This window comes from Gordonia terrae, from assembly GCF_001698225.1.
GTDB lineage: Bacteria > Actinomycetota > Actinomycetes > Mycobacteriales > Mycobacteriaceae > Gordonia > Gordonia terrae.
In genome coordinates, this window is sequence record NZ_CP016594.1 from 4,387,022 (window position 1) to 4,405,665 (window position 18,644).

Consider the following 18,644-nt stretch of genomic DNA (forward strand, 5'->3'; position numbering starts at 1 on the left):
CTCACCCGCCCGACGCAGGCGTCTCCCGCGCCGAATCGGCCGAGATGATCATGCGGTGGTCGAACTCGATCCGGTCGGTGCGATGGCCGGCGTCCACCCCCACCGACGCGAGCACATCGCGCCCCGGTGGCTGGATGCGGACCGTCACCCGACCGTCGTCCACCTCGTCCAGCAGGGCGGCGACGGCCGGCGCCAGCCGTTCGCGCGCCGTCGCCGCACTCGTCTCGTCCAGTGCGGCGAACCCACCGTCGTCGAGCAGGACAACCCGCACCCCGCGCTGCCGGGCGCGCCAGGCCGCATCCCGGACCACCGGGAGGTCGAGCCCGGCGGCACGGATGCCGTCGCGCAGCTGCGCCTCCAGCAAACGGGCCACGACCACCTCGTCCGCGCTGAAGGACTCGCGCCGGGCGATGCGGGTGAGAACGGGGCGGGCCCGTTCGTCGAGCGCGGCCAGCCGTCGATCACGGACCTCGGTCGACGCCGCCGCCGCGGCGTCGAGCGCCGCCTGACGCTCGCTGGCCTCCCGCAGTTGGTAGATCTGCCGGGCCATCGGGCGCAGCATGACCGAGAACAGCGAACCCATGATCATGATCGCGTAACCCGGCAGGGTGATCGACAGTCCCCACAGCGCGCCCGCCGTCGAGACCGCGCCCCACACCGTCGCGATGATCGAGATGCACCCGCTGGCGAGCCAGGCGGCGAGCGGGCGGCCGCGCACCGCGACGAAGGCCAGGATGATCACCGATGCCCCCATCGGGGGCCCGGTCTGCATCACGTGTGTTGGTGGGAACGGCAACGAGAACAGCGTCGACGCCACTGCCGCGACAGCCAGACCGGCGACGGCGAGGGTCGTCGGCGCCGGCAGCGGATCGCCCGGGGAGTCGAGAATCGTCACCCCCGCCACGACGAACAACACGAACCCGGCGAACAACCCGATCCACTGCCACCACCCGGTGACCGTCGAGCCGGCGTACAGCGTGACGACGAAATATCCGCAGGCGAAGATGCCCATCATCAGCCACAGGGGCCGCGAGCCGATCCCGAACGCGTTGACCACCTCGCCGCGATCGGCACCGTCGGCTCCCCGCGTGCAGTCGCGTCTCACGGCCGCTCCCACAGGATCTGCACCGTGGTCCCGCGACCCGCTCGGCTCTGCACCCGCGCATGGCCGCCCGGTAGCCGGGCGAGACGTCCACGGATGCTGACGGCGATGCCGAGCCGGCCCGCCGCCACCGTCTCGGGATCGAACCCGACCCCGTTGTCGACGACCGCCATGCTCAGCGAGTCGGGTTCGAACCGGACGATGACAGCGCACTCGGCATCGTCTCCGGCATGGCGGACGACGTTGCGCAACGCCTCCGACATCGCCTCGACGACCGCGTCGAGCACCTCGGCCGGATACGTGGCCGACCCGGACCCCACGTCGTGGCCGTCCGCGTCACCACCCACGACCTCGACGTCGAATCGTTCCGACACGTCCGCGGCGGCCGACCGGATGCGCCGGATCACCTCGATGTCCGTCGCGGCGTCCGGACCGTCCGCCCCCGGCACCCGGGCGAGTTCCTCGAGCGCCGAGGTCGCCTGCGCTGCCAGCCGATCGTCGGGACGCCCGGCCCGGACGGCGAGAAGGGATGCGATCACCCGGTCGTGCACGATGGCGTCGAATCGCTCCTTCTCCACCTCGCGCGCCGAGGCGGCGGCGACATTCGCCGCAGTGCGGTAGGTCTCCTCGCGCGTCTCGTCGAGTTCGCGCCCCGTCCGCGTGGCCACGAGCACGACCGCGAGGAAGACGCCGGTGAACATCAACGACCACAGGATCTCCATCGGTGCGTCCGACGTCACCTCGCCGAACCGGCCGAACTGCTGGGAGAGATGGGCGAGAGTCGAGGACACGACGAGGGCGACCACGGCGAGACGAGGACGCACGAGCATCAGCACCATGCTCGGCATGCCGCAGAAGGCGACCATCCACTGGGCCGACTCGTCCGGATCGGCCAGGGTCGTACCGTTCCAGGCCACGAACCACAGCGCGAGTCCCAGGACGTAGCCGACCCACGAGGTCAGGGCCAGTGGGGTGAGCCATGCCGTGCCCGGCCGAAAGGTGGCCGCGATCAACAGGATTCCGGGGCCGACCGACAGCAGGATGCTCAGCGGAGCCCACCAGGCGTCTGTGAGTGGAGCGGAGGCGAGTATCGACGCGGCGGAAACCACCGGGTAGCCGATCAATCCCAGACCCAGGAACCGGGCGCCCACACGGCGGACACGGTCCAGATCCGGCTCCGCGGAGTCGGATTCGAAAGCGCGCCGGACCCAGGCTGGTCGGGGGCGGGAGTGGCCGCTCGCGAGGTCGGTGGTGGGCATCGCATCTCACCCTCACACCCCTCGGCTCCGCCGGTCAATCCTCTGGTGAGTCCACTTGCGACAACACCGGCCCGCTCCCTACAGGGAACGGGCCGGTGGCGGTAGATCTCGTTGGGCGAGGGCCTACTTGGCCTTCTCCAGCACCTCGACGAGGCGCCAGTGCTTGGTCGCCGACAGCGGGCGGGTCTCCATGATCCGCACACGGTCGCCGACGCCGGCATCGCCGTTCTCGTCGTGGGCCTTGACCTTGCTCGTGGTCCGGATGATCTTGCCGTAGAGCTTGTGGCTCTTACGATCTTCCAGCTCGACCACGATGGTCTTCTGCATCTTGTCGCTGACCACGTAGCCGATGCGCTCCTTGCGGCGTGCGCGCTCCTCGGTCTGGGTTTCGGTCACCTTCTGGTCCTCACTCATGCGTCATCACCATCCGGTCCGGACGCCAGGCCCAGCTCCCGCTCGCGCATCACGGTGTAGATACGCGCGATCTCGCGACGCACGGTCCGCAGGCGACGGTTGTTGTCGAGCTGGCCGGTGGCCATCTGGAACCGAAGGTTGAACAGTTCTTCCTTCGACTCTTTCAGGCGATCGACCAGATCAGCGTCGTTGAGCTCACGAAGCTCGTTCGCAGCAACTCCGAGTGCCATCAGAACTGCTCCTCTCTGGTCACGATCCTGGTCTTGATGGGGAGCTTGTGCTGCGCGCGGCGCAGGGCCTCGCGAGCGATCTCCTCGTTCGGGTAGGTCATCTCGAACAGCACGCGACCCGGCTTGACCGGGGCGACCCACCACTCGGGCGAACCCTTACCCGAACCCATGCGGGTTTCGGCCGGCTTCTTGGTGAGCGGGCGGTCCGGGAAGATGTTGATCCAGACCTTGCCGCCACGCTTGATGTGCCGGTTGATCGCGATACGAGCGGACTCGATCTGACGGTTGGTGATGTACGCTCCTTCCAGAGCCTGGATGCCGTAATCGCCGAACGTCACCTTGGTGCCGCCCTTGGCCTGCCCCTTGAGGCTGGGGTGGTGCTGCTTGCGGTGCTTGACCCGACGTGGGATCAACATGGCCTAGCCCTCCTGCTTCTCAGCCGCACCAGCAGTGGCCTCGGCGGGAGCGGCCTCGGCCGCGCGAGCGGCGTCGGTGCTCGTCGCAGTGGTGCCCGAGGCACCGCTACGCCGGGGCCGGCTGGGCCGGCGCGGACGGCGATCCTCGGCTGCCGGAGCGGCCGCGGCCAGCTCACGACGTCCACCGACGATGTCGCCCTTGTAGATCCACACCTTCACGCCGATCCGGCCGAAGGTGGTCTTGGCTTCGTAGAGTCCGTAGTCGATGTCGGCACGCAGCGTGTGCAGCGGCACGCGACCTTCGCGGTAGAACTCACTGCGGCTCATCTCTGCGCCGCCCAGACGACCCGAGCACTGGACCCGGATGCCCTTCACGTTCGGCTGACGCATCGCCGACTGGATCGCCTTGCGCATCGCGCGGCGGAACGCCACGCGGTTGCTCAGCTGCTCGGCGACGCCCTGGGCCACCAGCTGGGCCTCGGACTCGGCGTTCTTGACCTCGAGGATGTTCAGCTGGACCTGCTTGCCGGTCAGCTTCTCCAGGTCGCCGCGGATGCGATCGGCCTCGGCGCCACGGCGACCGATGACGATGCCCGGACGCGCGGTGTGGATGTCGACGCGGACCCGGTCACGGGTGCGCTCGATCTCCACCTTCGCGATGCCGGCCCGCTCGAGCCCCGTGGAGAGGAGCTTGCGGATGGCGACATCCTCTTTGACGTAGTCCGCGTACTGCTTGTCGGCGTACCACCGCGACTTCCAGTCGGTGGTGATGCCCAGACGGAAGCCGTGCGGGTTGATTTTCTGGCCCACTACTAGGCTCCCTTCTTCTTCGGCTGACGCGAACGGCCACGGCCGCCGGCTGCCTTCTCCGGCAAGCTCTCCACGACCACGGTGATGTGGCTGGTGCGCTTGCGGATACGGAACGCACGACCCTGTGCGCGCGGCTGGAAGCGCTTGAGGGTCGGCCCCTCGTCGGCGAATGCGGTGGCGACGACCAGGGTCCGGCGATCCAGATCCAGGTTGTTCTCCGCGTTGGCGACGGCGCTTGCCAGGACCTTGTACACGGGCTCGGACGCCGACTGCGGCGCGAACCGCAGGATGTCGAGGGCCTCGTCCACGTTCTTGCCGCGGACCAGGTCCAGGACACGACGAGCCTTCATCGGCGTGACGCGCACGAACTTGGCGGTCGCCTTTGCTGTCGGATTATCGGTCTGCGTAGTCATTACCGGCGCTTCGCTTTCCGGTCATCCTTGATGTGACCCTTGAAGGTACGGGTGGGGGCGAACTCGCCCAGCTTGTGCCCGACCATCGAATCCGAGATGAACACCGGCACGTGCTTGCGTCCGTCGTGGACGGCAAAGGTGTGGCCGATGAAGTCGGGAATGATGGTCGAACGACGGGACCAGGTCTTGATGACCTGCTTGGTGCCCTTCTCGTTCTGGACATCCACCTTCTTCAGGAGGTGGTCGTCGACGAACGGGCCCTTCTTGAGGCTGCGTGGCATTCTCTTACCTCCTCCTGTTATCGCTTGTTCTTGCCGGTACGACGGCGACGGACGATCAGCTTGTCGCTGGCCTTGTTCTTGCGGGTGCGGCCCTCGGGCTTGCCCCACGGGCTGACCGGGTGGCGACCACCGGAGGTCTTGCCCTCACCACCGCCGTGCGGGTGGTCGACGGGGTTCATCACGACACCGCGGACGGTCGGGCGCTTGCCCTTCCAGCGCATACGGCCGGCCTTGCCCCAGTTGATGTTGCTCTGCTCGGCGTTGCCCACCTCGCCGACGGTGGCGCGGCAGCGCACGTCGACGCGACGGATCTCGCCGGAGGGCATACGCAGGGTGGCGTAGGTGCCTTCCTTGCCCAGCAGCTGGATCGACGATCCCGCGCTGCGGGCCATCTTCGCGCCGCCGCCCGGACGCAGCTCCACCGCGTGCACCTGGGTACCGGTCGGGATGTTGCGCAGCGGCAGGTTGTTGCCGGGCTTGATGTCGGCGGTCGAACCGCTCTCGACGACGTCGCCCTGCTTCAGGCCCTTGGGCGCGATGATGTAGCGCTTCTCGCCATCGACGTAGTGCAGCAACGCGATCCGCGCGGTGCGGTTCGGGTCGTACTCGATGTGAGCGACCTTGGCGTTGATGCCGTCCTTGTCGTTACGACGGAAGTCGATCAGACGGTAGGCACGCTTGTGGCCGCCACCCTTGTGACGAGTGGTGATGCGGCCGTGAGCGTTTCGGCCACCACGCCCGTGCAGCGGACGCACCAGCGACTTCTCCGGGTGGTCACGGGTGACCTCGGCGAAGTCGGAGCCGCTGGCCCCACGACGACCCGGGGTCGTCGGCTTGTACTTACGAATAGCCATGAGTCTCTAGTCCTTCTCTGGGCGCCCCGGTCAGCTGACCGAGCCCCCGAAGATCTCGATGGGCTTGCTGTCTGCGGTCAGCGACACGATGGCGCGCTTGGTGGACTTGCGCTGGCCGTAGCCGGAGCGGGTCCGCTTGCGCTTGCCCTGTCGGTTCGCGGTGTTGACGCTGGCAACGTTGACACCGAAGATCTTCTCGATCGCGATCTTGATCTCGGTCTTGTTGGACTCCGGGTGCACCAGGAAGGTGTACACGTTGTCCTCCATGAGCCCGTAGGACTTCTCCGAGATCACGGGCGCCAGGATGATGTCGCGCGGGTCGGCAACGGTCGCCATGTCAGGCCTCCTCTGCTGTCTTCTCGACGGCAGCCTTGGCATCCGCCGTGTTCTGCTCGATGAAGGCATTGAGCGTCTCGACGCTGAACACCACCTCGTCCGAGTCCAGGACGTCGTAGGTGTTGAGCTGATCCGGCGCGATCGGCAGCACGTTCTGCAGGTTCGCCACGCTCAGCCACGCCGTGAGATCCTCGCGGCCGAGGACGACCAGGAACTTGCGGCGATCGGAGAGGCTCTCCAGGAACTGGCGTGCCGACTTGGTCGAGGGCTTCTGCCCGGAGACCAGTTCGGTGATCACGTGGATGCGCTCGTTGCGAGCGCGGTCGCTCAGCGCGCCGCGCAGTGCGGCCGCCTTCATCTTCTTGGGGGTGCGCTGGCTGTAGTCACGCGGCTGCGGGCCGTGGACGGTGCCACCGCCGGCGAACTGCGGCGCACGGGTCGAACCCTGGCGCGCACGGCCGGTGCCCTTCTGGCGGTACGGCTTGGCGCCACCGCCGCGGACCTCGCCGCGGGTCTTGGTGGAGTGCGTGCCCTGGCGTGCCGCGGCCTGCTGGGCCACGACGACCTGGTGCATCAGCGCGATGTTGGCCGGTGCGTCGAAGAGCGCGGCGGGCAGGTCAACGGTTCCGTTGGTCTTGCCGTCGGCGGTCTTGACGTCCAGCGTCAACCTTGTCGCGGTCTCGGTGCTCGCTGTGTTGCTCATTACTGGGCACCACCCTTCACTGCGTCGCGAACCATCACGATGCCGCCCTTGCGACCCGGGATCGCTCCCTTGATCAGCAGCAGACCGGCCTCGGCATCCACCTTGTGGACGGTGAGGTTCTGCGTGGTCACCTTGTCGTTACCCATGCGGCCTGCCATGCGCATGCCCTTGAACACGCGACCCGGGGTGGCGCAGCCACCGATCGAGCCCGGTGCGCGGTGCACGCGGTGGGCACCGTGGCTGGCGCCCAGACCGGCGAAGCCGTGGCGCTTCATGACGCCGGCGAAGCCCTTGCCCTTGGAGGTACCCGTGACGTCGACCAGCGCGCCGTCGGCGAAGATCTCGGCGGTCAGTTCCTGACCGACCTCGAACTCGCTGATGTCGTTGACGCGGATCTCGGCCAGGTGCCGGCGCGGGGTGACCCCGGCCTTGCTGTACTGGCCGGCGACCGGCTTGGTCACCTTGCGGGGATCGATCGCGCCGTAGGCGAGCTGGACGGCGGTGTAGCCGTCCCGGTCCGCGCTGCGGAGCTGGGTGATCACGTTCGGGCCGGCCTGGATGACAGTGACCGGGACGACGCGGTTGTTCTCGTCGAAGACCTGGGTCATGCCGAGCTTGGTGCCCAGGATGCCCTTGGTCGAACTCTGATTGCTCATGATGTATCTCGCCCCCGTCCTACTGGATGTTGACGTCGACGCTGGCCGGGAGGTCGATGCGCATGAGCGCGTCGACCGTCTTCGGTGTCGGGTCGAGGATGTCGATGAGTCGCTTGTGGGTACGCATCTCGAAGTGTTCGCGGCTGTCCTTGTACTTGTGCGGCGAACGGATGACGCAGTACACGTTCTTCTCGGTGGGCAATGGCACCGGGCCGACGACGCGTGCCCCGGTACGGGTCACGGTCTCCACGATCTTGCGCGCCGAAGCGTCGATCGCCTCGTGGTCGTAGGCCTTGAGCCTGATGCGGATCTTTTGTCCCGCCACGCTGTGTCCTCTTCCGTCAGTTGTTCTCGACAGACAAACACCGCGTGATCGGAACCGACCTCTCGCCGGCTGAGCACATGACCACCGTGTGAGATACGGCAATCGACGCTGTTCATCTGTCGTTGTACGTTGGCTCGTACCTGGTACGAGCCGGTTTGCTCCGGCACCCGCGGTCGGGCGTGTCGGGACCGTGAACCGATATCGGGGCACGCGTTACACGCCCAGTCCCCGTAGACCGGGCCTGGGAGTCATTCACCTGTCCGCGACCGCAGATCTGGCACATGGCACAACCTGCGTCCGCCGGTCAAGGCAACCCGAACAGTATGCATCAGGTCGGGAGCACGATCAAATCCACATCGGACGCCGGCGGGGCACGCCGAACTGACTCATGAGTAAGATACCGCCATGAGTTCCACGAATCCCACCTTCGCCCTGCGTAAGAAGCTGCCCGCGAACCCGCTCGGCAACGTCCTGTTCTCCCTCGGAATGGTCGCGAGGGTGCCCTACTTCGGCACAGTCCTGCCGCTCGTGCAGGAGATGGAGCCCGGTTACTGCAAGGTCACCGCACCCAACTGGTTCGGCGTCCACAACCACATCGGCACCTTCCACGCGATCGCGGCGTGCAACCTGGCCGAGGCCGCGATGGGGATGCTGATGGAGGCCACCACGCCCACGTCCCACCGCTGGATCCCCAAGGCGATGCAGACGAGCTACCTGACCAAGGCGACGACGCGATTGACCGCGGAGGCCCGTCTGGCCGAACCCGTGGACTTCGGCGCCATCACCGCCGGGACCGACGTCACCGTGTCGGTGAGCATCGTCGACACCAAGGGGGTCGAGGTCGTGCACTGCGACATCACCACCTGGGTGACCCCGACGTAGTCGCCCCCCACCCGGGGTGCCGGCCCGACCGGCTGCTCCTAGGGTGGGAGGATGCCTCCGCCCGGTGCGCCAGCGCACCGGCGGCACCGGAGTGCGGCAGCGACGAGGAGGACCAGCGACCCATGTGTGGAATCTGCGGCGAGATCCGGTTCGACGGCACGGCGCCGGATGTCTCGGCCGTCGACGCCATGACCTGCGAGATGACCCGCCGCGGTCCCGACGGTTCCGGCGTCTTCGCGAAAGGTTCTGTCGCACTGGGCCACCGCCGCCTGAAGATCATCGACCTGTCCGAGCGCGGGAGCCAGCCGATGGTCGACCCGGCGCTGGGTCTCGCGCTGGTGTTCAACGGGTGCATCTACAACCACCACGAGCTGCGCGCCGAGCTGGAGGGCAAGGGATACACCTTCTTCTCCCACGCCGACAGCGAGGTCATCCTCAAGGCGTTCCACGCCTGGGGTCCCGACTGCGTCGACCACTTCATGGGCATGTTCGCGTTCGCGGTCGTCGACACCGACACCGGCGTGGTCACCCTGGGCCGCGACCGGCTGGGCATCAAGCCGCTCTATCTCGCCGACACCCCCGGCCGGCTCCGGTTCGCCTCGTCGGTGCAGGCACTGCTCCGCGCCGGCGAGGTCGACACCTCGATCGACCGGGTGGCGCTGCACCACTACTTCAGCTTCCATGCCGTCGTCCCGGCGCCGCACACGATCTACAACGGCATCCGCAAGGTCCCGCCGGCCACCGTCATCACGATCCAGCCCGACGGCCGTCGCACCGAACGCAGGTATTGGGAGCCGGCCTTCGAGCCACACCCCGACCGCCGGGACTGGGACGAGAAGCGCTGGCAGCACGAACTACTCGATTCGCTACGGACGTCGGTGCGCCGGCGCATGGTCGCCGACGTCCCTGTCGGCGTGTTGCTGTCCGGCGGCGTCGACTCCTCCCTGGTCGTCGCGCTGCTCGCCGAGCAGGGCCAGACCGACCTCGCGACCTTCAGCATCGGATTCGATTCCGCGGCAGGAGAATCCGGTGACGAATACGCCTACTCCGATCTGATCGCAGACACCTTCGGCACCGATCACCACAAGATCCACATCGGCACCGACCGCCTGCTGCCCGCCATCCCCGACACCGTCGCGGCGATGGGCGAACCCATGGTCAGCCACGACTGCGTCGCCTTCTACCTCCTGTCGCAGGAGGTGAGCAAGTCCATCAAGGTGGTCCAGTCCGGCCAGGGAGCCGACGAGATCCTCGGTGGATACAGCTGGTATCCCCCGCTGCTCGACGTGACCCGCGACAAGACGACGCGGGCCTATGCCGACGTGTTCTTCGACCGCGACGACGTCGACATCCGCGGCATCCTCGCCGACGACTACCTCACCGAGGCGGGATACGACCCCAGCTTCGAGTTCGTCTCGGCCCACCACTCCGCGCCCGGCGCCCACACCTCCGTCGACGCCGCGTTGCGCCTCGACACCACGGTCATGCTCGTCGACGACCCGGTCAAGCGCGTCGACACGATGACGATGGCCTGGGGTCTGGAGGCCCGGGTCCCGTTCCTCGACCACGAGTTCGTCGAACTGGCCGCCACGTGTCCCCCCGATCTCAAGCTCGCCCACGGCGGCAAGGGTGTGCTCAAGGAGGCGAGCCGGGCGCTTCTGCCCTCGGCCGTCATCGACCGCACGAAGGGCTACTTCCCGGTCCCCGGCATCCGCCACCTCACCGGCGGCGTGCTCGACCTCGTCTCGGACACGTTGCGGTCCAAGGCCGCCCGCGACCGCGGGCTGTACCGACCCGAGGCCCTCGATCGGCTCTTCGCCGATCCCAACGGAATCCGCACCAGGCTCGACGGCAACGAGCTGTGGCAGGTCGCGCTCCTCGAGATGTGGCTGCAGACCATGGAAGCGAACGCACGACGGTGACCGCTCTGCGCTTCGACGATCGCGGCTGGAAGACCTACGGCGCCTCCCTCTCCCCGGACGGGAGCGCGTTCGCCTACATCGTCGACGACGGCACCGGGTACCCGCGGGCCGCCCAGCGTTCGCTGTCGCGCGACGGCGTCGGCGAGCTGAGGTGGGTCGAGTTGCTGTCCACCGGTCCGGTGCGCAAAGTGGTCCATTCCTCCGACGGCCGGTGGTTGGCCGTGGAGATCGCGCCGAGCGGCGGTGAACACCACCAGGTCTGGGTGGTGACCACCGAACCCGACGACGACACCGCCCACCGGATCGCGGCCACCCGCCCGGACGGCCGTTCGTTCGGCACCGTCGGACTCGTCGGCTGGGACACCGACTGGGTCCTGATCACGGCCATCGACCACGACGGCACCTCATACGCCCTGCGGGTCCACCCCGGCACGGGGACGACCCAGACGCTCGACCAGCGTGTCGGCGGTGTCCTGATCGATTCCTGGAAGGGCGCGACGCTCGTCCGCGTCGGACCTCGCGGTTACCACGACATGCTCCTTCTCCGACGCCATCCCGAAGCGGCCGACGACGACATCACGATGACTCCGCTCCTGCCGCAGGACCCCGGTGCGGTCACCGATCAGGGGTACGTGCTCGACCAGGGATTCGATCACTCCTCGACGGTGTTCGTGCCCGCCCCGCACGAACCCGTCCGGGATCTCGACAGCGTCCAGGCGCTGGTACGCAGTGACTTCGACGCCAAATTCCCGCGTCTCCTCGGTGTCGAGGTGAGCAGGTTCGGCGTCCGGTTCCGGGTGATGGCCCAGCGGGTCGACATCGGACTCGACGAGTTCGCCGTCAGCCATGATCAGTCGACCGTCGCTCTGCTGTGGAACGTCAAGGGCCGCAGCGAATTGCAGATCATGACACTGCCCGACCAGACGCTGCACCCACCGATCGAACTCCCGGGTGAGGTCGCCTCCGACCTGTCGATCAGTGCCGCGGGTTCGGTGGTCGCGGTCACGGTCTCGAGTCCGCAGCACTCCCCCCTCGTGCATCTCGTCGACGTCGCGAACCGCGCGGTGTACCCGGTGCGTGACGACGTGGTGACCGGCGAGGGGCCGTCGGATCAGCTGCGTCCGGAGCTGCTGGAGTTCTCGGCACGCGACGGAATGCCCCTGTCGGGCTTCCTGTTCCGCGCCTCGAAGAAGCCCGGACCCACACTGCTGTACTTCCACGGCGGCCCGGAGGGGCAGACGCGACCGGACTACCAGTTCCTGTTCGGCCCGCTCGTCGACGCCGGGATCACGGTGTTCGCTCCCAACGTGCGCGGATCCTCGGGCTATGGACGCCTGTTCGCCCACGCCGACGATCGGTACGGGCGGTATGCCGGCATCGACGACGCCGCCGACTGCGCCGAGTTCCTCTGCCGACAGGGCATCGCCGACCCCGACGCGGTGTACTGCTCGGGACGTTCCTACGGTGGCTATCTCACATTGGCCTGCCTGACCTTTCATCCCGAGGTGTTCGCGGCGGGCATCGCGATCTGCGGCATGAGTGATCTCGAGTCGTTCTTCCGCAACACCGAACCGTGGATCGCGGTGGCCGCCTACACGAAGTACGGCCACCCGGAGTCCGACCGAGAGCTGCTCGCCGACCTCTCCCCCATCCACCGCATCGACGACGTCCGGGCACCGTTGCTCGTCGTCCACGGGGCGCACGACACCAATGTGCCGGTGAGCGAATCCCAGCAGATGGTCGCCGAACTACAGGCCCGGGGGGCGGTCGCCGAGATGTTGATGTTCGACGACGAGGGACACGAGATCGTCAAGCGCGCCAACCAGCATCGGCTCACCGGGGCCGTCGCCGACTGGCTCGCGCGTTTCCCGTCCCGGAACGTGCGGCCCTGAGGCAGGGATATTTCCGCGCGTTCATCGTGGGGTAACAAACCGTTCTTACATTTCTCCCATCAACGCCGTTCGCCGACAGACGAGCGCTGTCGCCGAGACCGACAACGGGAGCACAATGTCCACACCAACATCCGGGAACCCCCACCCCGACCCGACGGGTCCTGCGGCACAGTCGCATTCCGGGGCGGCGGGCGAGAGCGTCATCAAGGCGACCTACGACGACCGACTCACGAATACCGACCTCGCGCCGCTGAAGGAACAGAAGTGGACGTGGTACAACATCTTCGCCTTCTGGATGTCCGATGTGCACAGCGTCGGCGGGTACGTGTTCGCGGGCAGCCTGTTCGCGCTCGGGATCGCGGCCTGGCAGGTGCTCGTCGCGCTCGTGGTGGGCATCGTCGCGGTCAACATCCTGTGCAACCTCGTGGCCAAACCATCCCAGCTCGCGGGCGTCCCCTATCCGGTCACAACTCGAGTCTCGTTCGGCGTCAAGGGCGCCAACATCCCGGCGATCATCCGCGGTGTCATCGCGGTGGTCTGGTACGGAATCCAGACCTACCTGGCGTCGGTCGCCTTCGGCCTTCTCGCGCTGAAGTTCTGGCCCGGACTGGAACCGTGGGGTGACGTCGAGCAACACGGTTTCCTCGGGTTGTCCGCACTCGGCTGGGCGGGCTTCATCCTCATGTGGGTGCTACAGGCGCTCGTGTTCTGGAACGGGATGGAGACGATTCGGAAGTTCATCGACTTCTGCGGTCCCGCAGTGTATGTCGTGATGATCGCGCTGGCGGCCTACCTTGTCGTCGAGGCCGGGTGGGACAACGTGAGCCTCGACCTGTCGGTCGGCGACGGGCTCTCCGGATGGTCGTCGATCACGATGATGATCAGCGCATTCGCGCTCGTGGTCTCCTACTTTTCCGGGCCGATGCTCAATTTCGGCGACTTCTCGCGCTACGGCCGCTCTTTCGGTGAGGTCAAGAAGGGCAATTTCTGGGGACTCCCGGTCAACTTCCTCTTCTTCTCGCTTCTGGTGGTGTGCACGGTCTCCGCGGCGGTCACGGTCATCGGCACCGACGAGGACGGCAACATCATCACCGATCCGGTGCACATCGTCGACCGCATCGACAACACCACCGCGGCCGTGTTGGGCGTGTTGACGTTCGCGATCGCCACGATCGGCATCAACATCGTCGCGAACTTCGTCTCGCCCGCCTTCGACTTCTCGAATGTGGCGCCCACCAAGATCAGTTGGCGCACCGGGGGCATGATCGCAGCGGTGGGCTCGGTGCTCATCACGCCGTGGAATCTCTTCAACAACCCGACGGCGATCCACTACACGATGGACACCCTCGGTGCGGTGATCGGTCCGCTGTTCGGCATCCTGATCGCCGACTTCTACCTCGTCAAGAAGCAGAAGATCGTCGTCGACGACCTGTTCACGATGAAGCCGGCGGGCACCTACTGGTACCGCAACGGGTGGAACCCGATTGCCGTGGGCGCCACCGTCATCGCATCGACCCTGCCGATCTGCGTCGTCATCTTCGGCACCGTCTATCAGGCGAGCTTCACCTGGTTCATGGGGGCCGGAGCCGGAATGATCCTGTACTGGCTCGGCATGCGCTTCGTGCCGGCCCACCTCATCTACGGGACCTCGACCGGCGCGCGGACGACCGGGGACATCGAGATCACCGCGAATTCCGAGGCACCACTGCCCGCTCCCTAGCGGCGACATGACCATCGACAGGGCCGCGCGACGGATCGCGCGGCCCTGTCGCTGTTCCGCCACTCCCCGCAAACCATGCCATTGACAAATGGCACAGTTGCTGATGGTGTGAGGTGATGCACACAGACCCACTCCGGTCGCCGACACCGCTGCCGACCCGCGCGACCGCCCGTTCGACGGTCACCGCCCACCTCACCCGCTGGGGTTTCGGTGCCTTCACGGGACTGATCCCGCTGAATCCCACCGGAATCCGGCTCTCACGCGGCCTCATCGCCACGGTGATGCGACTGCTCGGTCCCGCACCCGCCGGCACCACGGTGCGGGCCGTGCAGGAGGACGACGTGCGCGGCGAATGGGTGCTCGGACCCGGGGTCGAACCCTCCGACGCGGCGATCTACTACATCCACGGCAGCGCGTACGCGATCTGTTCGGCGCGCACCCACCGCGGGCTGGCAGCGCGGTTGTCCGCGGCGAGTGGCCTGCCCGTCTTCGTCGTGGACTACCGGCTGGCCCCCGAGAACCGCTTCCCATGCGCGGCCGACGACGTCGCCGCCGGGTTCGAGTGGCTTGTGCGTCAGGGCTATCCGGCATCGCACATCGTGCTGGGCGGGGATTCGGCCGGCGGACACCTCGCCTGTGACCTCGTCCTGCAACGGGCGCGGGCCGGCAGCGCCCAGCCCTCGTCGATCGTCCTGTTCTCACCGCTGATCGACCTCACCTTCGGGCTGGCCCGTCAGCAGGAACGCATCCGGCGCGACCCGGCGATCACCGCCGCCGCGGCGGCGCGACTCGTCGCCCTCTACACGCGTGACGTCCCGGCGGACCATCCCCGCCTCGAGCTCGAGTTCACTCCCGCCGGGCAGTTGCCACCGTTCCTCATCCAGACCGGCGGGGCGGAGATGCTCAGCGCGGACGCCCGTCACCTCCACGAGCGACTCCGGACGCACGGCGGCGACAGCCGGCTGGAGGTGTGGCCGGGCATGATGCACGTCTTCCAGGCCCTTCCCCGATTGGGCCCCGAAGCCGACGCCGCGCTCCACCGGGTCGCCGACTTCCTCGCCGATGTCGACCGACTGCACACCGTGTCGGAGGTGTCATGATCCCGGTCGTGGACAGCCTCCGACGGCGACTCCTGCGTGACCCCGTGTCGATCGGCTCACGCGCGATCGTCACCGGCGCGGGCAGCGGAATCGGTCGGGCCTTCGCCCTGGAACTCGCACGACGCGGCGGCGAGGTGATCTGCGCCGACATCGATCCCGAGCGAGCCGTGGCGACCGTGTCACTGATCGAAGGCCGGACCGGCCGCCCCGCACATCCCTTCACCTGCGACGTGGCCGACCGAACGGCAGTCGAGTCCCTCGCCGCGTTCGCCGTCGAGACCTTCGATGGTCCTCCCGATCTCGTCATCAACAACGCCGGGGTCGGGATCGGCGGCCGCCCGGTCGGCGACATCGGGTTCGACGACTGGTCGTGGGCCCTGGGGATCAACCTCTGGGGCGTCGTCCACGGTTGCGAACTCTTCGCGCCGATGCTCCGGGAAGCCGGCCGGGGAGGCATCATCAACGTCGCCTCGGCGGCCGGATTCGCCGCGGCCCCGGTCATGGCGCCGTACAACGTGTCGAAGGCGGCCGTCGTCTCGCTGAGCGAGACACTCGCAGCCGAAATGGCGCACTCGGGGGTCGGCGTGACGGTCCTGTGCCCGACGTTCGTGAAGACCAACGTCGCCCAGGACGGTCGGATCACCTCCGAGGCACGCACTCTCGCCGCGAACCTGATGCGCTGGACGGGTATCTCACCAGACGGCGTCGCCTCGGCGACGCTCGACGCGCACGATCTCGGTCGCCTCTACGTCGTGCCCCAGGTCGACGCCCGGGTGATCTGGCACCTCAAGCGACACTTCCCGGCCTCCTACGTCCGGGGCCTGGGACTGCTCAACCGGCTCCTCCCATCGTCCTGACCCCGGCGCCATCCACCCGACCTGACCCGAAAGGACCGTCATGGCCATCGACCTCGACAACATGCTCCAGAAGATCAAGGACCGCCAGTGGGCACTGGCCGACATCGACTGGGATGCACCGGGTGCCGAACTCATCGAGCCGGACCTGCACGCCAAGCTCAAACCGTTCATGAGTGACCTCATGTGGATCGAGAACGTCGGCGCGCGGGGCTTCGCTGCCATGGCGAAGAAGGCGCCGACGCCGACTCTCAAGAGCATCTACGAGCACTTCCACGCCGAGGAACAGAAGCATGCCAATGCCGAACTGGCGCTGATGCGCCGGTGGGGGATGTTGGACGGTGATGAGATCCCGTCACCGAATGTGAATGTGCAGCTTGTCATCAACTGGCTCGACCGGCACTCCGACGACATGTCCCTGTCCTTCCTGGGGACCGTGATCCCGATGCTCGAGGTCGCGCTCGACGGTGCGCTGATCAAGTTCATCACCGACGAGGTGAAGGACCCGGTGGCCCAGGAGGTGTTCAAGCGGATCAACTCCGACGAGTCGCGACACCTCGCGGTCGACTTCGAGGTGATGGAGATCCTCGGACATGCGGGGATACGCAAGCGGACGATCGACTTCGTCGGCGGATGGGTCAAGCCGACCTTCCTGATCGGCGCGCTCAGTTACGTTCCGCTCCTGAACAAGATGCGCGACAACATCGTCGCGATGGGCGTCGACGAGGAACGGCTGTACAGCGCGATGAAGCGTTACCGGGCGGTGGGCGAACGTAGTGAGTACGTACGGCGCCTCCCGATGTTCCAGGTGGTCGCGTACCACGGTGCGGCGGTGATCAATCGAGGCAATGTGCCCTACCACCTGTTCGCCGACTCGATGGTGAAGCTCACCGATCGCATCCCGTTCGGTCTCGTCCACCGAACGCCCACGTGGTCTCAGGAACTCACCTATGAGCCGACGGCCTGAGGGGGTGGCCGTGCACACCTCGGTGGCGATCATCGGTGCCGGCTTCGCGGGCATCGGGGCGGCGATCCGTCTCCGCGATCGCGGCATCGACGACTTCGTGATCTTCGAACGCGACGACCGGGCCGGCGGTACCTGGCGCGACAACACCTACCCGGGGGCCGCATGCGACATCCCGTCGCGTCTGTACTCCTACAGCTTCGCACCCAATCCGGAGTGGTCACACACCTACTCGCGGAGTGCCGAGATCCTCGACTACATCCGCTCGATGGTCGACGACTCCGGGATCGGCCCACACATCCGGTTCGGCCACACGGTGTCGGGCCTGGAGTACAGCGCCGACGAGGGACTGTGGACCCTCACCTTCGGTGAGGGGTACGAACCGGTGCGGGCGCGCGCCGTCGTCCTCGCCTCCGGACCGCTCGCGAACGCCTCGTTCCCCGACATCCCCGGTATCGAGGACTATGCGGGACACAAGATCCACAGCGCGCGTTGGGATCACGACTATGATTTCGTGGGTAAGAAGGTCGCTGTCGTGGGCACCGGGGCCAGCGCGGTGCAGATCGTGCCGGAACTGGTGGAGCAGGCCGCGTCGGTGAAGGTCTTCCAGCGCACTCCCGGCTGGGTGCTGCCCCGCGCCGACGTCCGGACCCGAGAGGCCACCAAACGGCTGTATCGATCGGTGCCGGGAGCGCAGCGCCTCGCACGATCGCTCTGGTTCTGGGGTCACGAGACGGTGGCTCTGGGCGTCGTCTGGAACACTCCCCTGACCCGCGTCGTCGAGGCGGTGAGCAAGTTGCACCTGCGGTCTCAAGTCGACGACCCGTGGCTTCGCAGGCAACTCACCCCCGACTTCGCCGCGGGCTGCAAGCGCCTGCTCATGACCAGCGACTACTACCCCGCCCTGCAACGACCGAACTGCACACTGGTCACCTGGCCGATCGCCCGTATCGCCGAACGCGGCATCCGCACCGTCGAAGGTGTTGAGCACCAGTTCGATTGCATCGTCTTCGCGACCGGATTCGACGTGTCCAAGAACGGGACGCCGATCCCGATCACCGGCCTAGACGGTCGGGACCTGGCGTCGGAGTGGGGGCGGGGCGCGTTCGCCTACCGCAGCGTCGCGGTGTCCGGCTATCCCAACCTGTTCTTCACCTTCGGACCCAACTCCGGTCCCGGCCACAGCTCCGCCCTGGTCTACATGGAGGCACAGATCGACTACATCACCGACGCCATCGGCCGGCTTCTGGACAACGGGTGGAAGGCGCTCGACGTACGCGCCGAGGCGCAGGAGCGGTACAACCGGGACATCCAGCGCCGGCTGACCTCGACCACGTGGAACTCGGGCTGTCAGAGCTGGTACCTGACCGAGGACGGGTTCAACGCGACGATGTACCCCGGATTCGCGACCCAGTACGTCGGCCAGCTCCGCCGCGTCGAGCTGCGTGATTACCGGATTCTCGTCCACCAGCGGACTCGGACTCCGTCCGCCGCAGCGTTACAGTGAGGGG

General features: G+C 67.2%; 21 protein-coding genes. 8 read left to right on the plus strand and 13 right to left on the minus strand.

The features are described 5' to 3' along the window. Position 1 precedes the first annotated feature (1 nt). From BCM27_RS19420 to rpsJ, 13 genes are all read right to left on the minus strand, one after another. Positions 2 to 1,105: a hypothetical protein gene (locus tag BCM27_RS19420; protein ID WP_004020544.1), complete on the minus strand. Its 1,104-nt coding sequence runs from the start codon at positions 1,103 to 1,105 to the stop codon at positions 2 to 4. After that, entirely contained in the window at positions 1,102 to 2,361 is a 1,260-nt protein-coding gene (locus BCM27_RS19425) for a sensor histidine kinase (RefSeq protein ID WP_004020545.1), read from the minus strand. The genes BCM27_RS19420 and BCM27_RS19425 overlap by 4 nt, the downstream gene beginning before the upstream one ends. Positions 2,362 to 2,484: 123 nt before the next feature. Next, on the minus strand, positions 2,485 to 2,775 hold the full coding sequence (gene rpsQ / locus BCM27_RS19430) for a 30S ribosomal protein S17 (protein WP_004020546.1): 291 nt from the start codon (positions 2,773 to 2,775) through the stop codon (positions 2,485 to 2,487). After that, positions 2,772 to 3,005: a 50S ribosomal protein L29 gene (gene rpmC / locus BCM27_RS19435; protein ID WP_004020547.1), complete on the minus strand. Its 234-nt coding sequence runs from the start codon at positions 3,003 to 3,005 to the stop codon at positions 2,772 to 2,774. The genes rpsQ and rpmC overlap by 4 nt, the downstream gene beginning before the upstream one ends. Then, on the minus strand, positions 3,005 to 3,421 hold the full coding sequence (gene rplP / locus BCM27_RS19440; protein WP_004020548.1) for a 50S ribosomal protein L16: 417 nt from the start codon (positions 3,419 to 3,421) through the stop codon (positions 3,005 to 3,007). The genes rpmC and rplP overlap by 1 nt, the downstream gene beginning before the upstream one ends. A 3-nt stretch (positions 3,422 to 3,424) precedes the next feature. Then, positions 3,425 to 4,231 carry a 30S ribosomal protein S3 gene (rpsC, locus tag BCM27_RS19445; protein ID WP_004020549.1) on the minus strand — a complete coding sequence of 269 codons (807 nt, stop codon included), beginning with the start codon at positions 4,229 to 4,231 and terminating at the stop codon, positions 3,425 to 3,427. 2 nt (positions 4,232 to 4,233) lie between these two features. Next, positions 4,234 to 4,644 (minus strand): 50S ribosomal protein L22, encoded by a 411-nt coding sequence (gene rplV, locus BCM27_RS19450; protein WP_004020550.1) that lies wholly within the window; start codon positions 4,642 to 4,644, stop codon positions 4,234 to 4,236. Further along, positions 4,644 to 4,925: a 30S ribosomal protein S19 gene (gene rpsS / locus BCM27_RS19455; protein WP_004020551.1), complete on the minus strand. Its 282-nt coding sequence runs from the start codon at positions 4,923 to 4,925 to the stop codon at positions 4,644 to 4,646. The genes rplV and rpsS overlap by 1 nt, the downstream gene beginning before the upstream one ends. A 17-nt stretch (positions 4,926 to 4,942) precedes the next feature. Then, complete coding sequence (gene rplB / locus BCM27_RS19460) at positions 4,943 to 5,779, minus strand: 50S ribosomal protein L2 (RefSeq protein WP_004020552.1); 837 nt, start codon at positions 5,777 to 5,779, stop codon at positions 4,943 to 4,945. A 30-nt stretch (positions 5,780 to 5,809) separates the two neighbouring features. After that, the gene (gene rplW / locus BCM27_RS19465; protein ID WP_004020553.1) at positions 5,810 to 6,115 is read right to left on the minus strand and encodes a 50S ribosomal protein L23; all 306 of its coding nucleotides are present in this window, start codon (positions 6,113 to 6,115) and stop codon (positions 5,810 to 5,812) included. Position 6,116: 1 nt separating this feature from the next. Beyond that, on the minus strand, positions 6,117 to 6,818 hold the full coding sequence (gene rplD / locus BCM27_RS19470) for a 50S ribosomal protein L4 (protein WP_004020554.1): 702 nt from the start codon (positions 6,816 to 6,818) through the stop codon (positions 6,117 to 6,119). Next, positions 6,818 to 7,474, minus strand: a complete 657-nt coding sequence (gene rplC, locus BCM27_RS19475) for a 50S ribosomal protein L3 (protein WP_004020555.1) — start codon at positions 7,472 to 7,474, stop codon at positions 6,818 to 6,820. The genes rplD and rplC overlap by 1 nt, the downstream gene beginning before the upstream one ends. Before the next feature lie 19 nt (positions 7,475 to 7,493). Then, entirely contained in the window at positions 7,494 to 7,799 is a 306-nt protein-coding gene (rpsJ, locus tag BCM27_RS19480) for a 30S ribosomal protein S10 (RefSeq protein WP_003938093.1), read from the minus strand. Between the two features lie 405 nt (positions 7,800 to 8,204). Between rpsJ and BCM27_RS19485 the strand changes: the two genes are divergently transcribed. The 8 genes from BCM27_RS19485 to BCM27_RS19520 all read left to right on the plus strand — a co-directional run bounded on the left by BCM27_RS19485 (position 8,205) and on the right by BCM27_RS19520 (position 18,640). Next, positions 8,205 to 8,681: a hotdog fold domain-containing protein gene (locus BCM27_RS19485; RefSeq protein WP_004020556.1), complete on the plus strand. Its 477-nt coding sequence runs from the start codon at positions 8,205 to 8,207 to the stop codon at positions 8,679 to 8,681. A gap of 122 nt (positions 8,682 to 8,803) precedes the next feature. Further along, a complete protein-coding gene (locus tag BCM27_RS19490) occupies positions 8,804 to 10,603 on the plus strand; it encodes an N-acetylglutaminylglutamine amidotransferase (protein ID WP_004020557.1) in 1,800 nt (599 codons plus the stop codon). After that, positions 10,600 to 12,495 carry a S9 family peptidase gene (locus BCM27_RS19495; RefSeq protein WP_004020558.1) on the plus strand — a complete coding sequence of 632 codons (1,896 nt, stop codon included), beginning with the start codon at positions 10,600 to 10,602 and terminating at the stop codon, positions 12,493 to 12,495. Before BCM27_RS19490 ends, BCM27_RS19495 begins: the two co-directional genes overlap by 4 nt. A gap of 115 nt (positions 12,496 to 12,610) precedes the next feature. Beyond that, positions 12,611 to 14,215, plus strand: a complete 1,605-nt coding sequence (locus tag BCM27_RS19500) for an NCS1 family nucleobase:cation symporter-1 (protein WP_004020559.1) — start codon at positions 12,611 to 12,613, stop codon at positions 14,213 to 14,215. Positions 14,216 to 14,331: 116 nt separating this feature from the next. Further along, the gene (locus tag BCM27_RS19505; protein ID WP_004020560.1) at positions 14,332 to 15,315 is read left to right on the plus strand and encodes an alpha/beta hydrolase; all 984 of its coding nucleotides are present in this window, start codon (positions 14,332 to 14,334) and stop codon (positions 15,313 to 15,315) included. Beyond that, positions 15,312 to 16,172, plus strand: a complete 861-nt coding sequence (locus BCM27_RS19510) for an SDR family NAD(P)-dependent oxidoreductase (protein ID WP_004020561.1) — start codon at positions 15,312 to 15,314, stop codon at positions 16,170 to 16,172. The genes BCM27_RS19505 and BCM27_RS19510 overlap by 4 nt, the downstream gene beginning before the upstream one ends. Positions 16,173 to 16,212: 40 nt before the next feature. Beyond that, positions 16,213 to 17,136, plus strand: coding sequence for a hypothetical protein (locus BCM27_RS19515; RefSeq protein WP_004020562.1), 924 nt, complete (start codon positions 16,213 to 16,215; stop codon positions 17,134 to 17,136). Next, a complete protein-coding gene (locus BCM27_RS19520; RefSeq protein ID WP_004020563.1) occupies positions 17,120 to 18,640 on the plus strand; it encodes a flavin-containing monooxygenase in 1,521 nt (506 codons plus the stop codon). Before BCM27_RS19515 ends, BCM27_RS19520 begins: the two co-directional genes overlap by 17 nt. The last annotated feature ends 4 nt before the right edge of the window (positions 18,641 to 18,644 follow it).